General features: G+C 69.8%; 19 protein-coding genes. 7 read left to right on the top strand and 12 right to left on the bottom strand.

The window, feature by feature from the left end; genetic code table 11:
* The first annotated feature begins 165 nt into the window (after window positions 1–165).
* The 5 genes from AB0K11_RS08815 to AB0K11_RS08795 all read left to right on the top strand — a co-directional run bounded on the left by AB0K11_RS08815 (window position 166) and on the right by AB0K11_RS08795 (window position 4,378).
* Window positions 166–897: a lytic transglycosylase domain-containing protein gene (locus tag AB0K11_RS08815; RefSeq protein WP_364974819.1), complete on the top strand. Its 732-nt coding sequence runs from the start codon at window positions 166–168 to the stop codon at window positions 895–897.
* An 84-nt stretch (window positions 898–981) separates the two neighbouring features.
* Window positions 982–2,277: a phosphopyruvate hydratase gene (eno, locus tag AB0K11_RS08810; protein ID WP_364974817.1), complete on the top strand. Its 1,296-nt coding sequence runs from the start codon at window positions 982–984 to the stop codon at window positions 2,275–2,277.
* Between the two features lie 7 nt (window positions 2,278–2,284).
* Window positions 2,285–2,959 (top strand): septum formation initiator family protein, encoded by a 675-nt coding sequence (locus AB0K11_RS08805; protein ID WP_364974814.1) that lies wholly within the window; start codon window positions 2,285–2,287, stop codon window positions 2,957–2,959.
* Window positions 2,952–3,443: a DUF501 domain-containing protein gene (locus AB0K11_RS08800; protein ID WP_364974812.1), complete on the top strand. Its 492-nt coding sequence runs from the start codon at window positions 2,952–2,954 to the stop codon at window positions 3,441–3,443. Before AB0K11_RS08805 ends, AB0K11_RS08800 begins: the two co-directional genes overlap by 8 nt.
* Window positions 3,440–4,378, top strand: a complete 939-nt coding sequence (locus tag AB0K11_RS08795) for a Ppx/GppA phosphatase family protein (protein ID WP_364974810.1) — start codon at window positions 3,440–3,442, stop codon at window positions 4,376–4,378. The genes AB0K11_RS08800 and AB0K11_RS08795 overlap by 4 nt, the downstream gene beginning before the upstream one ends.
* A gap of 58 nt (window positions 4,379–4,436) precedes the next feature.
* On the opposite strand, the gene AB0K11_RS08790 is transcribed toward AB0K11_RS08795, so the two are convergent.
* The 7 genes from AB0K11_RS08790 to AB0K11_RS08760 form a co-directional block, all read right to left on the bottom strand.
* Window positions 4,437–5,546: a diguanylate cyclase gene (locus tag AB0K11_RS08790; protein WP_364974807.1), complete on the bottom strand. Its 1,110-nt coding sequence runs from the start codon at window positions 5,544–5,546 to the stop codon at window positions 4,437–4,439.
* 495 nt (window positions 5,547–6,041) lie between these two features.
* Window positions 6,042–7,586 carry a radical SAM protein gene (locus AB0K11_RS08785; RefSeq protein ID WP_364976697.1) on the bottom strand — a complete coding sequence of 515 codons (1,545 nt, stop codon included), beginning with the start codon at window positions 7,584–7,586 and terminating at the stop codon, window positions 6,042–6,044.
* A gap of 8 nt (window positions 7,587–7,594) precedes the next feature.
* Window positions 7,595–8,059, bottom strand: a complete 465-nt coding sequence (locus AB0K11_RS08780) for a hypothetical protein (RefSeq protein ID WP_364974805.1) — start codon at window positions 8,057–8,059, stop codon at window positions 7,595–7,597.
* Window positions 8,056–8,841 (bottom strand): prolipoprotein diacylglyceryl transferase family protein, encoded by a 786-nt coding sequence (locus AB0K11_RS08775; protein WP_364974802.1) that lies wholly within the window; start codon window positions 8,839–8,841, stop codon window positions 8,056–8,058. The genes AB0K11_RS08780 and AB0K11_RS08775 overlap by 4 nt, the downstream gene beginning before the upstream one ends.
* A gap of 49 nt (window positions 8,842–8,890) precedes the next feature.
* The gene (locus AB0K11_RS08770; protein ID WP_364974800.1) at window positions 8,891–9,592 is read right to left on the bottom strand and encodes a hypothetical protein; all 702 of its coding nucleotides are present in this window, start codon (window positions 9,590–9,592) and stop codon (window positions 8,891–8,893) included.
* Between the two features lie 10 nt (window positions 9,593–9,602).
* Complete coding sequence (locus tag AB0K11_RS08765) at window positions 9,603–10,067, bottom strand: DUF4383 domain-containing protein (RefSeq protein WP_364974797.1); 465 nt, start codon at window positions 10,065–10,067, stop codon at window positions 9,603–9,605.
* Window positions 10,068–10,146: 79 nt separating this feature from the next.
* Window positions 10,147–12,018 (bottom strand): acetate--CoA ligase, encoded by a 1,872-nt coding sequence (locus AB0K11_RS08760; RefSeq protein WP_364974795.1) that lies wholly within the window; start codon window positions 12,016–12,018, stop codon window positions 10,147–10,149.
* A gap of 73 nt (window positions 12,019–12,091) precedes the next feature.
* On the opposite strand from AB0K11_RS08760, the gene AB0K11_RS08755 reads away from it, so the two are divergent.
* Window positions 12,092–12,892, top strand: a complete 801-nt coding sequence (locus tag AB0K11_RS08755; RefSeq protein ID WP_364974792.1) for an SDR family NAD(P)-dependent oxidoreductase — start codon at window positions 12,092–12,094, stop codon at window positions 12,890–12,892.
* On the top strand, window positions 12,889–14,478 hold the full coding sequence (locus tag AB0K11_RS08750) for an NAD(P)/FAD-dependent oxidoreductase (protein ID WP_364974790.1): 1,590 nt from the start codon (window positions 12,889–12,891) through the stop codon (window positions 14,476–14,478). Before AB0K11_RS08755 ends, AB0K11_RS08750 begins: the two co-directional genes overlap by 4 nt.
* A gap of 43 nt (window positions 14,479–14,521) precedes the next feature.
* Here the strand turns inward: AB0K11_RS08750 and AB0K11_RS08745 are convergent, their stop codons facing one another.
* From AB0K11_RS08745 to AB0K11_RS08725, 5 genes are all read right to left on the bottom strand, one after another.
* The gene (locus AB0K11_RS08745; protein ID WP_364974787.1) at window positions 14,522–15,163 is read right to left on the bottom strand and encodes a TetR/AcrR family transcriptional regulator; all 642 of its coding nucleotides are present in this window, start codon (window positions 15,161–15,163) and stop codon (window positions 14,522–14,524) included.
* Window positions 15,164–15,332: 169 nt separating this feature from the next.
* On the bottom strand, window positions 15,333–16,469 hold the full coding sequence (locus AB0K11_RS08740; protein ID WP_364974784.1) for a serine hydrolase domain-containing protein: 1,137 nt from the start codon (window positions 16,467–16,469) through the stop codon (window positions 15,333–15,335).
* Window positions 16,470–16,607: 138 nt separating this feature from the next.
* Complete coding sequence (locus AB0K11_RS08735) at window positions 16,608–16,973, bottom strand: hypothetical protein (RefSeq protein ID WP_364974782.1); 366 nt, start codon at window positions 16,971–16,973, stop codon at window positions 16,608–16,610.
* Window positions 16,974–16,983: 10 nt separating this feature from the next.
* A complete protein-coding gene (locus AB0K11_RS08730; RefSeq protein ID WP_364974779.1) occupies window positions 16,984–17,613 on the bottom strand; it encodes a hypothetical protein in 630 nt (209 codons plus the stop codon).
* The gene (locus tag AB0K11_RS08725; protein WP_364974777.1) at window positions 17,606–18,295 is read right to left on the bottom strand and encodes an MspA family porin; all 690 of its coding nucleotides are present in this window, start codon (window positions 18,293–18,295) and stop codon (window positions 17,606–17,608) included. The genes AB0K11_RS08730 and AB0K11_RS08725 overlap by 8 nt, the downstream gene beginning before the upstream one ends.
* Window positions 18,296–18,349: the final 54 nt, after the last annotated feature.

The raw sequence follows: 18,349 nt of genomic DNA, 5'->3' as shown, positions 1-18,349 counted from the left end.
TTCGGTAAGCCAGCTATGCCTATCCATAGCAAGGCGTGGCTCACCTTAGCAGGGCGTTCTGGCTACTTGAACGGGTCTGTGAGAGGTGACGTTGCACGACCGGCGTTGCGAACCACGGCGCAACGCATGCAACGATGGAGACAGCAGAGCAGGTTGAGGAGTCCGGTGTCGCCAGTTCGTTGGCTGCGGGCTGTCGCGGTGATCGGCGCGACGGCCCTGCTGATGGCTTCCAGTTGTTCATGGCAGCTGGGCGCACCGATCCCAGAGGGAATCCCGCCACCGGCGGGGGACTCGGTGCCTGCCATCGACACCCACGCCTCGGGACGGCCCGCCGACCAGTTGCACGACTGGGCCGCCGAACGGGCCGATGCGCTGGAGATCCCGGTGACCGCGCTGGAGGCCTACGCCTACGCCGCCCGCGTCGCCGAGGTGGAGAACCCCGACTGCCACCTGTCCTGGACGACGCTGGCGGGGATCGGGATGGTCGAGAGCCACCACGGCGGCTACCGGGGCTCGATGGTGTCCACCGACGGCGAGGTGACGCCGCCGATCCGGGGGATGCAGCTCGACGGTTCCAGCGGAAACCTGAAGATCGACGACAGCGACGGCGGCGAACTCGACGGCGACTCCGAGCTGGACCGGGCCATGGGACCGATGCAGTTCATCCCGGAGACGTGGGGGCTCTACGGCGTGGACGCCAACAACGACGGCCACGTCAGCCCCGACAACATCGACGACGCCGTGCTGTCGGCGGCCGGCTACCTGTGTTACCGCGGCAAGGACCTCTCGACGCCGCGCGGCTGGATGAACGCGCTGCGTGCGTACAACTACTCCGACCAGTACGCGCGGACGGTGCGGGACTGGGCCACCGCCTACGCGCAGGGTCGCTCGCTCTAGGCGCGTCCTCGTTCCGCCGTCGCGATCTGAAGCCTCTAGGCTGAGTGCGCAACGAGCCGGTCGCCGCATACCAAGGAGACGCCAGTGCCCATCATCGAGCAGGTCGGAGCCCGCGAGATCCTCGACTCCCGCGGCAACCCGACGGTCGAGGTCGAAGTCGTGCTGGACGACGGCAGCTTCGCCAGGGCCGCGGTGCCCTCGGGTGCGTCGACCGGTGAACACGAGGCGGTCGAGCTGCGCGACGGTGGCTCGCGCTACGGCGGCAAGGGCGTGCAGAAGGCGGTGGAGGCCGTCCTCGACGAGATCGGCCCGACGGTCATCACCATGAGCGCCGACGACCAGCGGCTGATCGACCAGGCGCTGCTGGATCTCGACGGCACACCGGACAAGTCCCGGCTGGGCGCCAACGCCATCCTGGGCGTGTCTCTGGCGGTGGCGAAGGCCGCGTCGACGGCCGCGGACCTGCCGCTGTTCCGCTACATCGGCGGTCCGAACGCCCACATCCTCCCGGTGCCGATGATGAACATCGTCAACGGCGGCGCGCACGCCGACACCGGTGTCGACGTCCAGGAGTTCATGGTGGCCCCGATCGGGGCGGCGTCGTTCAAGGAGTCGCTGCGGTGGGGCGCCGAGGTGTACCACTCGCTGAAGTCGGTGCTCAAGAAGCAGGGGCTGTCCACCGGCCTGGGTGACGAGGGCGGATTCGCGCCCGACGTCCCCGGCACCAAGGCGGCACTCGACCTGATCTCGTCGGCGATCGAGGGGGCAGGCTTCAAGCTCGGCTCCGAGATCGCATTGGCGCTCGACGTGGCCGCCACCGAGTTCTACACCGCCGGGACGGGTTACGCGTTCGAGAAGGAGACCCGCACCGCCGAGCAGATGGCGCAGTTCTACGGGGAGTTGCTCGACTCCTATCCGCTGGTGTCGATCGAGGACCCGCTGTCGGAGGACGACTGGGACGGCTGGGTGGCGCTGACCACCGAGATCGGCGACCGCGTCCAGATCGTCGGCGACGACCTTTTCGTCACCAACCCCGAGCGGCTCGAGGAGGGCATCGACCGCGGCGCGGCGAACGCGCTGCTGGTCAAGGTCAACCAGATCGGCACGCTCACCGAGACCCTCGACGCCGTGGCACTGGCGCACAACAGCGGCTACCGCACGATGATGAGTCACCGCAGCGGCGAGACCGAGGACACCACCATCGCCGACCTCGCGGTCGCCGTGGGCAGCGGGCAGATCAAGACCGGTGCACCGGCCCGCAGCGAGCGCGTCGCCAAGTACAACCAGCTGCTGCGCATCGAGGAGATCCTCGGCGACGCGGCGCGGTATGCAGGCGATCTGGCGTTCCCGCGGTTCGGGGTGGGCGAGGGTCAGGCCTGACACAGACGTGCCCGAGGCGAAACGGCCCGACCCGAAGCGGCGGTCACCGGCTTCCCGGCCAGGGAAGCCGGCGAAGCCGGGCGAGTCGAAGCGGGACCGTCCCCGCGGTGCGTCGCCGGTGCGGCGCGAGCCCAGGGCGATCGAGGCCAAGCCGTCCGTCCCCGAGACCACACCCGAGGTGGCCGACGCCATCCGGGAGTCGATCGCGGCGTCGGCGGAGCAGCAGTCGGAGCAGCGGTTCGGGTCGGCCGCGCGGCGGGCGGCGATCCTGGCCGCTGTGGTCTGCGTGCTGACGTTGACGATCGCCGGCCCGGTGCGGACCTACTTCGGGCAGCGCACGGAGATGCAGCAGCTGCGGGCGAGCGAGGCGGTGCTGCGTGAGCAGATCGCCGAACTCGAGCAGCAGAAGGTGAAGCTGGCCGATCCCGTCTTCGTCGCCGCGCAGGCCAGGGAGCGGCTCGGCTTCGTGATGCCGGGCGACATCCCGTACCAGGTGCAGCTGCCGCCGTCGGCGGTGGTGCCGGAGGCGCCCGACGCCCGGGTGGACACCGTGCCGCCGGGCACGCCGTGGTATTCGGCGCTGTGGGGCACCATCGCCGATGCGCCGCACGGTCTTCCGCCGAGCGCGACGCCGCTTCCACCGCCCCCGCCGGGCCCACCCGCACCCCCGCCCGGTGGTTGAGCGCGCCGACCTCGAGGCCGTCGCGCGGCAACTGGGTCGCGAGGCCCGCGGGGTGCTCGAGATCGCCTACCGGTGTCCCGATGGCACGCCGGCGGTCGTCAAGACCGCGCCGAGACTGCCCGACGGCACGCCGTTCCCGACGCTGTACTACCTGACCCACCCGGCGCTGACCGCGGCGGCCAGCCGGCTGGAGTCGGCGGGTCTGATGCGCGAGATGACCGAACGGTTGCAGCAGGACCCGGAGTTGGCCGCGGCGTACCGGCGGGCGCACGAGTCGTATCTGGCCGAGCGCGACGCGATCGAATCGCTGGGCACCACGTTCTCCGGCGGAGGCATGCCGGACCGCGTCAAGTGCCTGCACGTGGTGATCGCCCACTCGCTGGCGAAGGGGCCCGGCACGAACCCGTTCGGTGACGAGGCGTTGGCGGTGCTTGCCGCAGAACCTGGGATGGAGGGCATCTTGGACCCGGAGGTGTGGACATGAGCAGAGTCGCGGCCGTGGACTGTGGCACGAATTCGATCCGGCTGCTGATCGCCGACCCGGTCGACGGCCGGTTGCGCGACGTGCACCGGGAGATGCGCATCGTACGGCTGGGCCAGGGCGTGGACGCCACGGGTGAGTTCGCGCCGGAGGCGTTGGCGCGCACCAGGGCCGCGCTCGTCGACTACGCCGCGCTGATGCGCGACCACCGCGTCGAGCGGGTGCGGATGGTCGCGACGTCGGCGGCCCGGGACGTGGCCAACCGGGAAGAGTTCTTCGCGATGACGGCCGAGGTGTTGGGCGACGTGGTGTCCGGTGCCGTCGCGGAGGTGATCAGCGGCACCGAGGAGGCCGAGCTGTCCTATCGCGGCGCGGTCGGCGAACTGGATCCCGACGGCGGGCCGTTCGTGGTGGTGGATCTGGGTGGCGGCTCGACCGAGGTGGTGGTGGGCCGGGTCGACGTGGAGGCGAGTCACTCGGCCGACATCGGCTGCGTGCGGCTCACCGAGCGGTGCCTGCACTCCGATCCGCCGACCGCCGAAGAGATCTCCGCCGCACGGGAAGTGGTGCGCGATGGGCTGGCCGCGGCGTTCCGTGCGGTGCCCGTCGACGGCGCGCGGACGTGGGTGGGGGTGGCCGGGACGATGACCACGCTGGCCGCACTCGCGGCGAAGATGACGACCTACGACTCCGACGCCATCCATCTCTCGCGGGTGGGGTTCACCCGGCTGCGCGAGGTGTGCGACGAACTGCTGACGATGACGCATGCGCAGCGTGCGGTGCTCGGGCCGATGCACGAGGGCAGGGTCGACGTCATCGGCGGCGGCGCGATCATCGTCGAGGAGCTGGCCGACGCGCTCGGCACGCGGGCCGGACTGGACGAGCTGGTGGTCAGCGAGCACGACATCCTCGACGGCATCGCGCTGTCGGTCTCCTAGCGATTTCGGCGTGGAAACGATCGCTCAGCGAGCGTGAGCGCGCCGAAATCGCCGGAAGTCAGCACCACTCGTCGTCGAGCCGGTCGAGCACGTGCAACCGCGGTGACAGCCGCAGCGCCGTCCGGCTGCCACCTGCGCTGCGGGCAGTGGCCATGGCGGCCGTGGCGACGGTGAGCAGTTCGTCGACGACGGCGGGCACCGGCTGATCACTCAGCGGCATCAGCGATGTGCTGACGGCGCCGATGCTGGCCGTCAGCCGGAACGGCGCATTCCTGACGGTGGCGTGGATGCGTTCGGTCAGCGGTTCAGGATCTGCCCTGGTGAACAGGTCTGCAATCAGGTACTCGGTATCCGCGACGTGGGCCAGGACGGTGTCGCGCCGTACGGTCTCCCGCAGGCGCTGCGCGATCGCGACACGGGCGCGATCTCCGGTCACCGCGCCGTCCAGGCCGGTGAGCAGCGAGAAGCTGTCCAGGCTGACCACCAGGACCACCAGGTACCGGTCGTCGCCCCGGCTGCGCGCGCCGAGCAGCGTGGCCATCCGCTCGTCGAACGTCTCGCGGGTGAGCAGTCCGGTGAGCGGCTCGATCCCCGCGTAACCCGGCTCGTCGTCGATCATCCGGATCGCCGTCCGGCAGGCAACGCCGAAGAGGACGTTGACCAGCAGCACCATGCCGACCGCACAGACCGCGAGGGCCACGTCGTCCGCGGCGATTCGTGGCGCCAGGACCGCGAGGACACCGCCTCCGAAAAACCACGGGACGGCCAGCAGCCTGCCGGAGTGGAACAGCATGGCGAACGCGGACAGGATCGCCAGAGACGTTGCGCCGAGGATGCCGACCAGCGGGTCGTTCTGTATCAGGCAGGCGAGCGCGATGCACACGGTGCCGACGACGACGGTGCCCTGCGACTGTCTGCGGGTCGGCCAACGGGGCCTGCGCCACATCCATCCCATGGCCAGGCAGCATCCGGCGATGCCGACCGCGACGGCTCGGTGCAACGGACCCTGGGGGCCGGCTGGGCTGGCGATCAGGACGGCCGAAATCAACCCGAGGCCGACGATGGTCGCGGCGATGGCCCGGCACAGCACGCCCTGCAGATCATGGCTCGCGAAGAACGCGGTCAGCCAGTAGTAACGGTCTTCCTCGCGCGGTTGGCGTGGTCGCATCAACAGCACGGTCCCGATAACCGGGGCTGACCCCCGCCAGAGCGGACGCCGCTCGGGCGGGGGTCAGCTTCAGCCCGCCACCGGAATCGGGGTGCCGGGCCGACCCCTCGTGCCGTCGCAATGGTTTGTCGGCGGTGCGTCGAGCTGCGCTGGCTTCTTAACGTCAGGGTTGCTCCCGACGACCACCTCGTGGGGATATGGACGCGACCTGTCCTTCGTCCCACACGTAGATCGGGGTGCTCGGACGATTCGGGACACGCGTCGCAGGGGTCGGCACTCGGTGGCGCGCGGAACCGCCACAGAGCCGACGATCTCGATTTGCGGTGAGACCCCTGAGACATGGTGAACTCGTCGTCCGCACGCTGTGTCGTCAACGAGGGGCGGAGAAAGAAGGCGCCGAGCGCCTTCGTGCCGGTCGACCAGAAAGAAGTCGCCTTCGACAATACTCACCGTCGAAATAGTTTGTCGAGATCACCGCGGGATGGACCCGGTGCGTCAGGTGAGCTCGATCAACGGCAACTCGCGCCCCGCGGCGATGGAGAGCCGCTGCCGGCCGAGCGCGGGCCAGGCCTGCACGGCGCAGAACGGGGCACACTGGTCCTGCGACGATCTGGTGCCGACGTGCACGCAGCACTGCACGAGGCGCTCCTCGATCATCGTGGACATGTCCATGAACGGTTTGACGGTGAGCCGCACCACCCGTTCGCCGAGGAGTCGGCGAATCTTGTTGCGGCGTCCGGGTAGTGCCGACGATGCCAGCGTCAGCATCGTCGACATGCCGAGATCGCAGCTCTCGCAGATGATCCGCCAGATGTCACCGATCTTGGGATGCGACAGGGACGACTGCTCCGAGAGCAGGCCGAGGAGCGACTCCTGCACGGCGACCCGAAGCTGCTGCGGGATCTCGGCGTCGGCGATGCGATTGGCCACCAGGCCGAGCCGGTCCTTGAGGACGTCGTGACCGATGAGTGACACCAGCGAGCGCCACCGGTCGCTGTCGTCGCGAATGAGGTAACCGACCGAGCAGCAGTGCGGATGCGAGCACGGCAGTGCGGTGAGATCCCGCCAGGTCACCAGTCCGTCGGTCTGCGGACCCAGCCTGCTGAGCACCCCGGTGTGGGTGAGCCGGTCGAGCGGATCGATCAGTCCGGACCGGCCGGAACCGAACTGTGGCTGAATCGTCAGCCCGCCGACGTAGGGGGTGGCCAGCGCCAGCCCCACCATCTGCCCGATCTCGTGGTCGTTGACCCCGAGCGTCGCGGTCATCACCAGCGTGGTGAAGATCTCCCGCTCGGAAAGACGCTGCAGTGCAGTGGCTTTCATCCGGCTCAGGTCTCCGCCGCGGTGGAAGCGGTGGGTCGCAGCAGCCTGGCCGTCGTACTGCAGGTAGACCTCGACGCGTTGCCGGTGTTCGGTGAGCAGGTCGAGCAGCGCGTCGTCGGTGGCGATCCGAATGCCGTTGCTGTTGACCAGGATCCGGGTGATCGGCCGAGTCGTCAGTTCGGCGAGCAGCCGCGGGAGTTCCGGGTGCAGCGTCGGTTCGCCGCCGCTGAGCATCAACACGTCGATGCGGCCGTTCTCCCGGGCCAGTCGCTGGTCGACGTTCGCGAGCACGTCGGCCACCGGTACCACGTTGCGCAGATCGGGGGAGGAATCGGTGAAACAGGTGGGGCAACGCAGATTGCAGGTCTCGGCGATGTCCTCGAGGAGGATGCAGGTGTGCTGGGTCTGCATCTCGGGCAGGCCGCGCAGATACGCCGAGGGCACCGGGTCGAAGTTCCCGGCGACGTCGGGCACATGGGTCTTGGTCGGCGCGGTCCACTCCTCGAGGTAGCTCAGGATCTCGGGATCCTCGTCGTAGAGGGTGCGGACCAGACCGTGCTCGCGGCACCCTCGCTCCAGCCATACCCGGCCGTCGCGTTCGACCAGCCAGGCGTTGAGCCGGACGACGTCGGCGAGTGGCCGCTCCGGTGCCTCGTCGTGACAGCGAGGACAGTAGGCGGTGACGTAGCGGTGAATGCGGTCGCCGCGCAGCGACATCCCTGGCGTCACGTCGTGTACAACTCGGGGTTGATGCCGGTGCAGAAACCGACGGTGACCAGAGAGGTGACCGCCCAGCCGATCATCAAACCGAGCCCCAGCCCCCTGGCGTTCGGGTTCTTCGACCGCAGCAGTGCCGCACCCCCACCGAACGCGATGAGCAGCAGCATCACTGCGGCCCCGCCGAACACGGCGTCGGAATTGCTGGCCTCCGCTCCGACGATGAATGCGGCGAAGGCCAGCACGGAGTTGACCATGATGTACAGCAGAGTGCCGAGCACCGCCAGGCCTGCGCTGATACCGGACTTCTGCTGTGGCGCCGGGTAGTACGGATATCCCGGCGGCGGGTAGCCCGGCGGATAGCCCTGCGGCGGTCCCGGCGGATAGCCCTGCGGGTAACCGGGCGGGGGACCCAACGGCCGGCCGTCCTCCGGATAGTCCTCCGGCGGTGGTTCCGAGGGTGGGAACGTCATACAGGTACTTCCTGGTCGCGGGCCGGTGAGCGATAGTACCCACGTCGGTGGCCGTACCACAGCCGAACCGCGATGATGAGCAGCGAGGGCAACAGGAACCATTGCGGCCGAGTGAGATTCAGCCACACGGTTTCGTTGGCGCGGGTGAACTCGACCAGGAAGCGAAACGCCGCGTAACCGGCGATGTAGATGACGAACAATTCGCCGGGCCGGCCGATGCGCGGCCGCAGCCAGAGCAGCACCGCGAACGCGGTGAGCTGAAAGGCGATCTCGTACAGGAACGACGGGTGCATGGCCAGACCGGCGAGACAGCCCGGGCATTCCGGGGTGTCCGGGGATGCGTGCACGCCCCAGGGCAGGCCGGTCGGGCGGCCGGGCGCCTCGGTGAGATGGCAGCCGATGCGGCCGATCGCCATGCCGAGCGTCACGGCAGGCGCAAACAGGTCTCCGGTCTTTCCGCGGTAGCCGCCGACGCGTTTGGCGACGAGCACTCCGATGTAGGCGCCCAGCAGTCCGCCGAGGATGCTGCGTGAACCGAACTGCCACGCCTCGGCCAGGCTCGGGTTGGTGGAGAAGTCGAGATGGCGCGCCCATCCGGACAGCCGCATGCCGATGGCCCCGCCGATGAGGGCGCCCGCCGCGGCGACCAGCGACTGTTCGTTCACCGCTGCGCGCCTTCTGGCCTCGTGCACGAAGACCGCCATCGCCGCGAGCACCCCGAGCGCCACGAACACGCTGTGCACCGGCACCGCGAGCGGCCCGACGTGCCAGACGGGAACCATGGGCGCAACCTATCGTGTTCGGCCGGAATCGGGCACCCGGTCGCGTCACTCAGGACGAGAGTGACAGCCCGGCCGCGAGGGCGAAGCCGAGGACGGCGGCCAATCCGGCGGATTCCCGGGCCTTCTCGGTGGCTTCCGGGATCATCGAACCGACCAGCATGACGAGCAAGGCACCCGCCGCGAATCCGTCGATACCGCCGCGCATCTGGTCGCCGGCGAACTCCTGGAGCTGATAACCCGCGGCGGTCGCCGCCACGCACAGCAGCGCGACCGCGCCCCAGCCCGCCATGATGCGCTTCGCGGGGCGCCCGGCGGCGCGCATGTCGGTGGCCGAGCCGATGGACTCCGGCAGGTTCGACACGAAGATCGCGAGCAGCAGCGCGGGACTGACGGCGCCGCCCCCGGCGATGCCGATGCCGAGGACGGCCTGCTCCGGGATGCCGTCGAGGAGGGCGCCGAGCAGCAGTGGCCATCCCGTCGTCGGCCCGCCCCCACCGATGCGGTCGACGGCCCGGTCGGCGACGAAGAAGGTCACGGCGCCGAGCGCCAGCCCGACCGAGACCGCTACCGCGCCGCCGACGCGAAAACCTTCCTCCGCCAACTCGAACGAGATGCTCGACACCAGGGCGCCCGCACCGAATCCGAGCACCCAGCCGACCAGTCGCCCGTTCCAGGTGTGCGCCACGCCTGCGAGCGCGCCGATCAACAGGGACGACGCTGCGACGGCACCCCACAGCAGCGCGCTCAGCACATGGTCGAGCCTAGGCCGGGGCCCGCCTGCGCGCTCGTTGCTTCGTCGGATCGCGCCGTCCGCTCAGCGTCAGGCCCAGCAGCAGCATGCCCGCGCCCAGCCCGAGATGCAGCCAGTTGTCGGCGCTGTTGAGCGGCACGAAATTGGCTTGACTGCCATGGTCGATGAGCAGGCCGTACACCCACAGTCCGAGGTAGACCATGCCACCGCCCAGGAGGTAGAGCCGGGAGCCGACGTAGCTGCGGGCCGACAACAGCCCGATCACGCCGAACGCCAGATGCAGCGCGTTGTGCAGTCCGGACACCGCGAACGTCCCGAGCAGCATGGCCCCGGAGTGGTGGCCCACCCACTCCAGCCGGTCGTAGTGACTTGTCAGGCCAGGAATGAAGCCGGCGGCACCGGCCACCAGGAATGCGGCGGCGACGATGATCGCCGCACCCTGGACGGCCATGTACTTCGGAGTGGTCGTCGTCATCGCCATGCCTCCCTTCGCTCATATTGACGGAGCAGTAGAAGGGAAATACCCCTGCGGGGGTCTGACTAACCGGCGGCGGTCAGCCTTTCAGCACCGGTGCGAGGGCGTCGATCACCGACGGGTCCTCGATGGTCGACGGCAACGGCTCGTCGCGGCCCTCGGCGATACCGCGCATCGTCTTGCGCAGGATCTTGCCCGAACGCGTCTTCGGCAGCGCCGACACCACGTCGACGGTCTTGAAAGCAGCCACGGCGCCGATGTTCTGCCGTACGGCCTCGACGAGTTCCTCGGCCAGTCCGGTGGCTGAGGCTCCGGACTTGAGCACGACAAATCCGCGCGGCACCTGTCCCTTGATGTCGTCGGCCACCCCGATGACGGCGCACTCGGCGACCGCCGGATGGTCGGCCAGCACCGCCTCGATCGATCCCGTCGACATCCGGTGCCCTGCCACGTTGATGACGTCGTCGGTGCGGCCCATCACGAACAGGTAGCCGTCGTCGTCGAGGTAGCCGCCGTCGCCGGTCAGATAGTGGCCGGGGAAGGCGGACAGGTAGGACGACACGTAGCGATCGTCGTCGCCCCACAGCGTCGGCAGGGTGCCCGGCGGCAGCGGCAGCCGGACGCAGATCGCTCCTTCTTCGCCGGGGTCGCACGGCGATCCGTCCGGCCGCAGGATCCGTACGTCGTAACCGGGCATCGGCACGGTCGCCGATCCCGGCTTGACCGGCATCTGCTCGACGCCCATCGGGTCCGCGGCGATCGCCCAGCCGGTCTCGGTCTGCCACCAGTGGTCGATCACCGGAACGCCCAGTTTCTCTGCGGCCCAGTGGTAGGTGCCGGGGTCGAGCCGCTCACCGGCTTGGAACAGGTACTGCAGCGCGGAGAGGTCGTGGTCGCCGATGTGCCGGCCCTCGGGGTCGTCCTTCTTGATCGCCCGGATGGCCGTCGGCGCGGTGAACAACGCCTTGACCCGGTGCTGGGCGGCGACCCGCCAGAATGCGCCCGCGTCGGGCGTGCCGACCGGTTTGCCCTCGTACAGCACGGTCGTCGCCCCGGCGAGCAGCGGCGCGTAGACGATGTAGGAGTGGCCGACGACCCAGCCGACGTCGGACGCCGCCCAGTACACGTCGCCGAGCGCGGTGTCGTAGACGTGGCGCATGCTCCACAGCAGCGCGACGGCGTGGCCGCCGTTGTCGCGGACGATGCCCTTGGGTCTTCCGGTGGTGCCGGAGGTGTACAGCACGTAGAGCGGGTCGGTGGCGGCGACCGGTACCGGGTCGACGGGTGCGGCGCCTGCTGCCAGTTCGGCCCAGTCGTGGTCGCGGCCGGGGGTGAGCGTGCACGGCGACTGCTCGCGCTGCAGGATCACGCATGCCGACGGCTGGTGCTCGGCGCGCTCGAGGGCGGCGTCGAGCATCGGCTTGTACTCCACGATGCGGGTCGGTTCGATGCCACACGACGCCGTCACCACGACGGTGGGGCGGGCGTCGTCGATGCGGGCGGCGAGTTCGTGGGCCGCGAAGCCGCCGAACACCACCGAGTGCACGGCGCCCAGCCGTGCGCAGGCCAGCATCGCGATGACGGCCTCGGGCACCATCGGCAGGTAGATCACGACGCGATCGCCCTTCTCGACGCCCAGTCCGCGCAGAGCGCCGGCGAAGCGCGATGTCAGGTCGAGCAGTTCGCCGTAGCTGTAGGTGCGGGTGGCGCCGGTGACCGGCGAGTCGTAGATCAGGGCTGCCTGCTCGGCGCGGCCACCGTCGACATGGCGGTCCAGCGCGTTGGCGCAGGTGTTCATCTCGCCATCGGGGAACCATCGGTAGAACGGCGGATTGTCGTCGTCCAGAATGCGTTTCGGTTCGCGGGTCCAGGTGACAGCGGTCGCGGCGTCAGCCCAGAAGGCCGTCGGTTCGGCGATGCTGGCGTCGAACAGTTCCCGGTAGGCACCCATCTCCGTACGGTAACCCCGATGGCGGTGCCCACCGTGGTCGTTTGACGCGAGGGGCGGCGGGTAGTCCGTGGCCATGGCAGCCCAGCGTCCGCGCGCTCTCGTCACCGGCGGGTCGAGTGGTATCGGTCTGGAGCTGGTGAAGCTGTTCGCGCGGGACGGCTACGACGTGATCGTGGCCGCCGACGGGGACGGCGTCCACGAGGTCGCCGATGTCGTGGCGGACGCCGGTGTGGACGTCGAACCCGTCCAGGTGGACCTGAGGGACCCCGACGGCGTGGAGCGGCTCTACCGCGCGGCCACCTCCGAGGGGCGAGTGCTGGACGCGGCGGCGCTCAACGCGGGCACCGGCCGGGCCGGGCCGTTCGTCACCGGACCGCTCGAGGAGGACCTGGGCATCGTCGACCTCAACGTGCGCTCCACGGTGCACCTGGCCAAGCTCGTGCTCACCGACATGGCGGCGCGGGGTGCAGGCCGGGTCCTCATCACGTCGTCGATCGTGGCCACCATGCCGGGCTCGCACCAGAGCATGTACAACGCGTCGAAGTCGTTCGTGCAGTCGTTCGCCACCGCGGTGCACGACGAACTGCGGGGCAGCGGGGTGACGGTGACGGCACTGGCCCCCGGCCCGGTGGACACCAACTTCTTCGCCCGGACCGGGATGCTGGACACCGTGCTCGGGCGACTACCCGGCAAGGACGATCCGCGTCAGGTCGCCGAGCAGGGCTACCGCGCGATGATGCGCGGGGAAGCCAGAGTGGTCGCCGCCTCGCCGCTCTCCAAGGCGACGGCACTGGCGAACTCGGTGCTGCCGGACTCGGTGAAGGCCACAGCCAACAGGCTGATCATGACTCCGTTGGACAAGCGGGCGCGGTGAGCGAATCGGCGGACGCGGTCGTCATCGGCGCGGGACACAACGGCCTGGTCGCCGCGGCGCTGTTGGCCGACGCCGGCTGGGACGTCCTGGTGCTCGAGGCGCAGCCCGAACCGGGCGGTGCGGTGAAGAGCGCGGAACTGTTCCCCGGGTACGTCTCCGACCTCTACAGCGCGTTCTACCCGCTGTCGATCGAGTCACCGGCGCTTCGGGCGCTGCATCTCGAGGAGCACGGCCTGCGTTGGGTGCACGCTCCCGCGGTGGTGGGCCACGCACGGTCGGCCGCCGACGACGACGCGCCGGTGATCTATCGTGACATCGACCGCACCGCAGCCGATCTGGAGCGGCGCGCGCCCGGCGACGGTGACCGGTGGCGGGAGCTGTTCGACCAGTGGCAGCACATCAAGGACCCGGTGTTCTCGGCCCTGTTCGCACCGTTCCCGCCGGTCCGCGGCGCGGCGGGGATGCTGCGCCGGCTCGGCAGTGCCGGGGCGCTGCGGTTCCTGCACCGGCTGCTGTTGCCGGCCGGCGTGCTCGCCGAGCAGTTGTTCGACGGTGATGCCGCCCGGCTTCTGTTGCTGGGCAACGCGATGCACGCGGACGTGCCGATCGACGCGCCGGGCAGCGGCCTGATGGGATACCTGCTGGTGATGATGGCCCAGGACGGCGGTTTCCCGGTGCCCGAGGGCGGCGCGGGTCAGCTCACCGCGGCCCTGGCACGCCGGGCCCGGTCTGCAGGTGCGCGCATCGAGTGCTCGCGCGAGGTGACGCGGATCGACGTCAGCGGCGGGCGCGCGGTCGCGGTCCACACCGCCGACGGATCGACCGTGCGGGTCCGGCGCGCGGTGGTCGCCGACACCTCGGCGCCGCGGCTGTTCGGCAGCCTGCTCCCCGAGGCGGCAGTGCCTCCCGCCGTGCACCGGGGGATGGCCCAGTTTGTCTGGGACACACCGGTCTTGAAGATCAACTACGCGCTCGACGGGCCGATTCCATGGCGGTCGCCGAACCTCAACGAGGCAGGCACGGTGCATCTGGGCGCCGACCGCGACGGGTTGATCCGGTGGATGGCCGACCTCAACACGGCCACGGTGCCGGAGCAGCCGTTCATGCTGTTCGGTCAGATGACCACCGCGGACGCCGGCCGCTCACCGGCGGGCACAGAGAGCGCCTGGGCGTACACCCACCTGCCCCGAGGCATGGCCGACGACGAGTCCGCCGACCGGTTGTCGGTCGCGGTCGACCGGGTGCTCGAGGAGCATGCGCCGGGCTTCGCCGGCCGGATCGTGGGCAAGGCGATCCAGCGGCCGTCGGACCTCGAGGCGAGTGACGCCAACCTCCACACCGGCGCCGTCAACGGCGGGACGTCACAGATCTTCCAGCAGTTGATCTTCCGGCCGGCACCGGGATTCGGGCGGGCCGAGACGCCGGTGCAGAACGTCTTCCTCGGCAGCGCCGCCGCGACGCCCGGCGGCGGTGTGCACGGGATATGCGGCCGCAACGCCGCGAGCGCCGCGTTGGCATCCGCCGGGGTGCGGGGCTGGCCGCGGCGCCGGCTCACTGCCGCGGTGAACTCACTGCTCCTGCGCTGAGGTCAGGTCACCTGCCGCGGTGCGGGCTGAGCGGCAGCCGGCCTCAGCGTGCGTTTCCCAGTGCGTTCTCGACGACGGGGGTCAGCACCTCGTCTGCGAAGCGCCGCAGCTGCGCCTCGTCGCCGACGGCGGGGTCAGCGGGTGGAGCGCCCAGGTAGGTGACGAACAGCCGCGCGAACGTGTCGGCGACCCAGCGCACCTGCTGTGAGGGCTCTCCGGGTGCGTCGCCGTGGATCTCGCGCGCGATGAATGCCGCACCCATGGACAGTATTTCGTTGTCGTTGGCGGCGACAGTCTCCAACGCGAGCCCGGGATCGGTGATGGCCAGTCGTCTCAGTAGTGGATGTCGTTGCGCGAAGGTGACGGCCGCGACGAACGCCTCGGAGACGCTGGTGCGCCGGTCCTCGGCGCGGTCGATCCCGGCCGCCACGGCCGCGAGGAAGCGCTGGATCTCCCGCAGCCGCAACGCCTGATTCATGTCGTCGCGGCGGGGGAAGCGCCGGTACACCGTCATCCGTCCCAGCTTGCTGCGGCGCACGACGTCCTCCACGGTGACGCGATCGAGCCCGACGGCGGCGGCCTCGGTCAACGCGGCGTCCAATATCCGGTCCCGGGTGGTGTCGGGATCCGGCGCGAGGCCGCGCGCGGCCTGGCCGACGAGGACCGCGAACTCCGAGGCGCTCATCCGGGCGCGGTGCCGTGTGCTACGCGCACCGTCCTCGTGGCGTGCTCGCGCGAACCCATCGGACTGCCTCCCGGGGCGTAGGTGGTACGCATGCTACTGAAAACGTATCTCACGTATCTGGCGCGGTCATGGTCGGGCACCCGATGCGCTTCTGAACACATGGTGGGAGCTAGGCCGAGGAGGCGGGGATCGCATAGACGCGGCCGGGAGTGGCGACGGTCGTGACCGCTTCCGCGATCTTCGTCGAGGCGTCCTCGGAGACATCGGAGTTCACGATCACGACGAGGGTCGCGTCGCGCTCCGGCAGGTAGACGGCGACCGTCTGATAACCGGGGATGTCGCCGTTGTGCCCGATCCAGCCGTGGAAATCGGCGAGGGCAAACATGTAGCCGATGCCGGGCGCCGCCTCGGTGGGCCTGGACATCCTCTCCTGGTGCGTCCAAGGCAGCAGCAGCGCACCTTTCGCCACGGCGGGCGCCCACGTGTGCAGATCCTGGTAGGTGGAGACCATCGCGCCCGCGGCCCAGGCGACGGACGGATTCCACAACGTGGTGTCGACCGGTTCGCCGTCCGGCGTTTCGGCGTATCCGTGGGTGTAGGGCAGGGGCAGCGCTCCGTTGGCCGGAAAGCTGGTGTATGTCAGCCCGAGTGGCCCGGTGACGTGCTGCGTCAGGTAGTCGCCGAGACGCTGCCCGGTGACACTCTCGATCACCATGCCCAGCAGCACGGTGTTGGTGTTGGAGTACTCGAAATCTGTGTCGGGCGAAAAGTTCGTCGGGTGGGCGAACGCGATGTCGACGAGTTCGCGCGGGGCGAACGCAGCCGCGTCGGGCCCCTTGCCGCCCTCGGCGAGGTAGCGGTCGAGGAACGCTTCGTCGGTCGTGTAGTTGAACAGTCCGCTGCGCATCCGGCCGAGCATGTCGAGGGTGATCACGTCACCGGACGGCACGCCGTTGACGTAGCGGGAGATGGGGTCGCTCAACCGGATCCGGCCCTGGTCGACCAGTTGCAGGACGGCGGTGCCGGTGAATGTCTTGGTGACACTGCCGATGCGGGTGTGGTCCGCCGGTGAGATCGGTGTGCCTGCGGCGGTGTCGCTTTCGCCCAGTGCCCTGACGTACTCGACCGTGCCGGGAATCGACAGGCGGACGATCGCGCCGGGCACGCCGGCCTCGGCGAAAACCCTGTCGACGGCCGCGTCCAGCGCGGCGGTCAGGGTGTCGGCGGGCTGTGCGTTGGCGATCACCGGTGCGGTGAGCAGCAGTGCCACCAGGGTCAGCAGCGCCGCGCACCGCCGACTGCCCACCCGACTTGCTCCGTGAACAGACATGAATTCGCACGCGCTACGGGGTTGTGATGCGACTTTGCGAATGCTCGCCGGCGGAGGGGTCATCGCTGCCGACGGTAACCGATCCCGACCTCGGGCATGCCCCGCTCCGGGCGGTCAGCCCACCTTGCCTGCCGGGTTCGTTCCCGTGCCCGCGCTGCCGTTGCCGGTGGCCGTTCCGCCGGGGCCCTGTCCAGCCGCGGGGTTGGTGCCGGTGCCCGTGCTGCCGTTGCCGGTTGCGGTTCCGCCCGTGCCCTGCCCTGCGGCGGGGTTGATCCCGGACCCGGCGTTGTAATTGCCGACGGCCGTGGGGGCTGCCGTGCTCGACGAGGTGCTGCTCGACGTCGTGGTGCTGCTCGATCGTGACGCGGGTGCATTGGTGTTGGGGGCGGACGGCTGTGCGGTGGCATTCGCCGCGCCCAGCACGACCGCGACCGACAGTGCGGCGGTACCCGCCATCACCGTGAAGGTTTCGCGATTCATGTGTGTCGTCCTAAGGGGTGAGTGGCGGGGCCTGGGGGCCCGGGGGCACCTCGGCAGGCGTGGGTGGGGGAGGAACGGATGCGGCCGGCGGACCGCCGAGGCCGGGCGGAAGAGCCGTCCCGGGTGGCGGTGCGGTGCCCGGGAACGGTTCGCTGAGTTGTTCTTTGGGCACCCGGCCCAGCAGCGCACCCTTGAGGTTGCCCTCGCGGTACATCCCGTGCAGCCGACGCAGGTAGTCCAGCCGACCCAGGTCGGCGTTCTCCTGTCCCGGGGTCACCCCGGCCACCGCGCCATCACCGGGTGCGGCGGGTTCGGTGTTCTGCGGGAGCAGGTATCCGCCGTTGAGCGCGTTGAGGTTCGGCGGGGTGCCCGGCGCGGCGCAGGGAGCTGCGGGCACCGGGTTCTGGCCCAGTAGCATCTCGGTGCCGGTCGGACCCGCGATGGGCATGCCCGCCGGGCCGCCCGGTTGGCCGGCCTGCGCGAGCGGACTGGTGACGGCCGCCGGGGGTGGCGCAGGTGCGGGCGGTGGCGGGGGCGGAACCTCCGAAACTGGTTGGGCCCCCGCCACACCGCCCGCACCGAACACGCCCGCGCAGGCGAGCGCACCGAGCAGGGCGGCGCGCACGCGGACGTCAGACAACCTTGGTGACACCGTAGTAGGCCACGACGTCGTCGGTGTCGGTCGTGGTGCTGGTCAAGATCGCATACGACCGCAAGAAGGACTGGCCGACGCAGTTGTCGATCTTGATGTGCACGTCCTTCACCGTGACCCGTGCTTCGGTCGCCTTGAACGACTTCTTGTCGACCAGGACGCTGATCACCTCACCCGGACGGGGTTCGACCTCGATCTGGCCCTGAATGGGCACCGTCAAACCGGTGGGCACGAGGCCGCCCGCGAACCGCGATCCGGACGTTCCGAGACCGACCGAGCCGTTCAACTTGATCTTGTCCATGGCGATGCCGCAACCGATCTGGAATCCGGTCTCCAGCGTTCCGCCGCCGAGTGTCGTCGAACCGTCGCCCTTGACCGAACCGGTGAATGTCGCGCCGACGAGATATTCGCGCGACGACACCGCCGTGGTCAGCGGCGCCACCGGCAATTGCGATTCATTGCTTGCTGCGACATTCAATTCCCAGCCGTCGGGCGTGTGGACGATTCCGGCCGGCCCGGACGGCACCGCACCCGTGTTCGGCGGCGGCGGGGGCGGCGCCGCGTCACCGGCCGGCGGTGGTGGTGGGGCGGGTTCGGCAGCCACCGTCGGCGCGACGTAGAGCGGCACCACCACGCACAGCGCAGCCAGTGGCGCGATGCACCTCATCATGCGGCCTTTCGTCGTCGTGTCGAAGTCATTGGAGTGTGGTCGCATATTCCCATT

This window comes from Mycobacterium sp. NPDC050551 (genome assembly GCF_040674075.1).
GTDB lineage: Bacteria > Actinomycetota > Actinomycetes > Mycobacteriales > Mycobacteriaceae > Mycobacterium.
Note: the sequence above shows the minus strand (reverse complement) of the source record. Positions and strands in the feature narration are given on the sequence as shown.

Bases quoted from the DNA above. Each gene is read 5' to 3' on its own strand.
- AB0K11_RS08755 (WP_364974792.1), top strand. From the start codon at position 12,092: ATGGCAGCCCAGCGTCCGCGCGCTCTCGTCACCGGCGGGTCGAGTGGT.
- AB0K11_RS08785 (WP_364976697.1), bottom strand. From the start codon at position 7,586: ATGTCGCTGCGCGGCGACCGCATTCACCGCTACGTCACCGCCTACTGT.
- AB0K11_RS08780 (WP_364974805.1), bottom strand. From the start codon at position 8,059: ATGACGTTCCCACCCTCGGAACCACCGCCGGAGGACTATCCGGAGGAC.
- AB0K11_RS08775 (WP_364974802.1), bottom strand. From the start codon at position 8,841: ATGGTTCCCGTCTGGCACGTCGGGCCGCTCGCGGTGCCGGTGCACAGC.
- AB0K11_RS08725 (WP_364974777.1), bottom strand. From the start codon at position 18,295: ATGATGAGGTGCATCGCGCCACTGGCTGCGCTGTGCGTGGTGGTGCCG.
- AB0K11_RS08745 (WP_364974787.1), bottom strand. From the start codon at position 15,163: ATGAGCGCCTCGGAGTTCGCGGTCCTCGTCGGCCAGGCCGCGCGCGGC.
- AB0K11_RS08765 (WP_364974797.1), bottom strand. From the start codon at position 10,067: ATGACGACGACCACTCCGAAGTACATGGCCGTCCAGGGTGCGGCGATC.
- AB0K11_RS08760 (WP_364974795.1), bottom strand. From the start codon at position 12,018: ATGGGTGCCTACCGGGAACTGTTCGACGCCAGCATCGCCGAACCGACG.
- AB0K11_RS08790 (WP_364974807.1), bottom strand. From the start codon at position 5,546: ATGCGACCACGCCAACCGCGCGAGGAAGACCGTTACTACTGGCTGACC.
- AB0K11_RS08735 (WP_364974782.1), bottom strand. From the start codon at position 16,973: ATGAATCGCGAAACCTTCACGGTGATGGCGGGTACCGCCGCACTGTCG.
- AB0K11_RS08795 (WP_364974810.1), top strand. From the start codon at position 3,440: ATGAGCAGAGTCGCGGCCGTGGACTGTGGCACGAATTCGATCCGGCTG.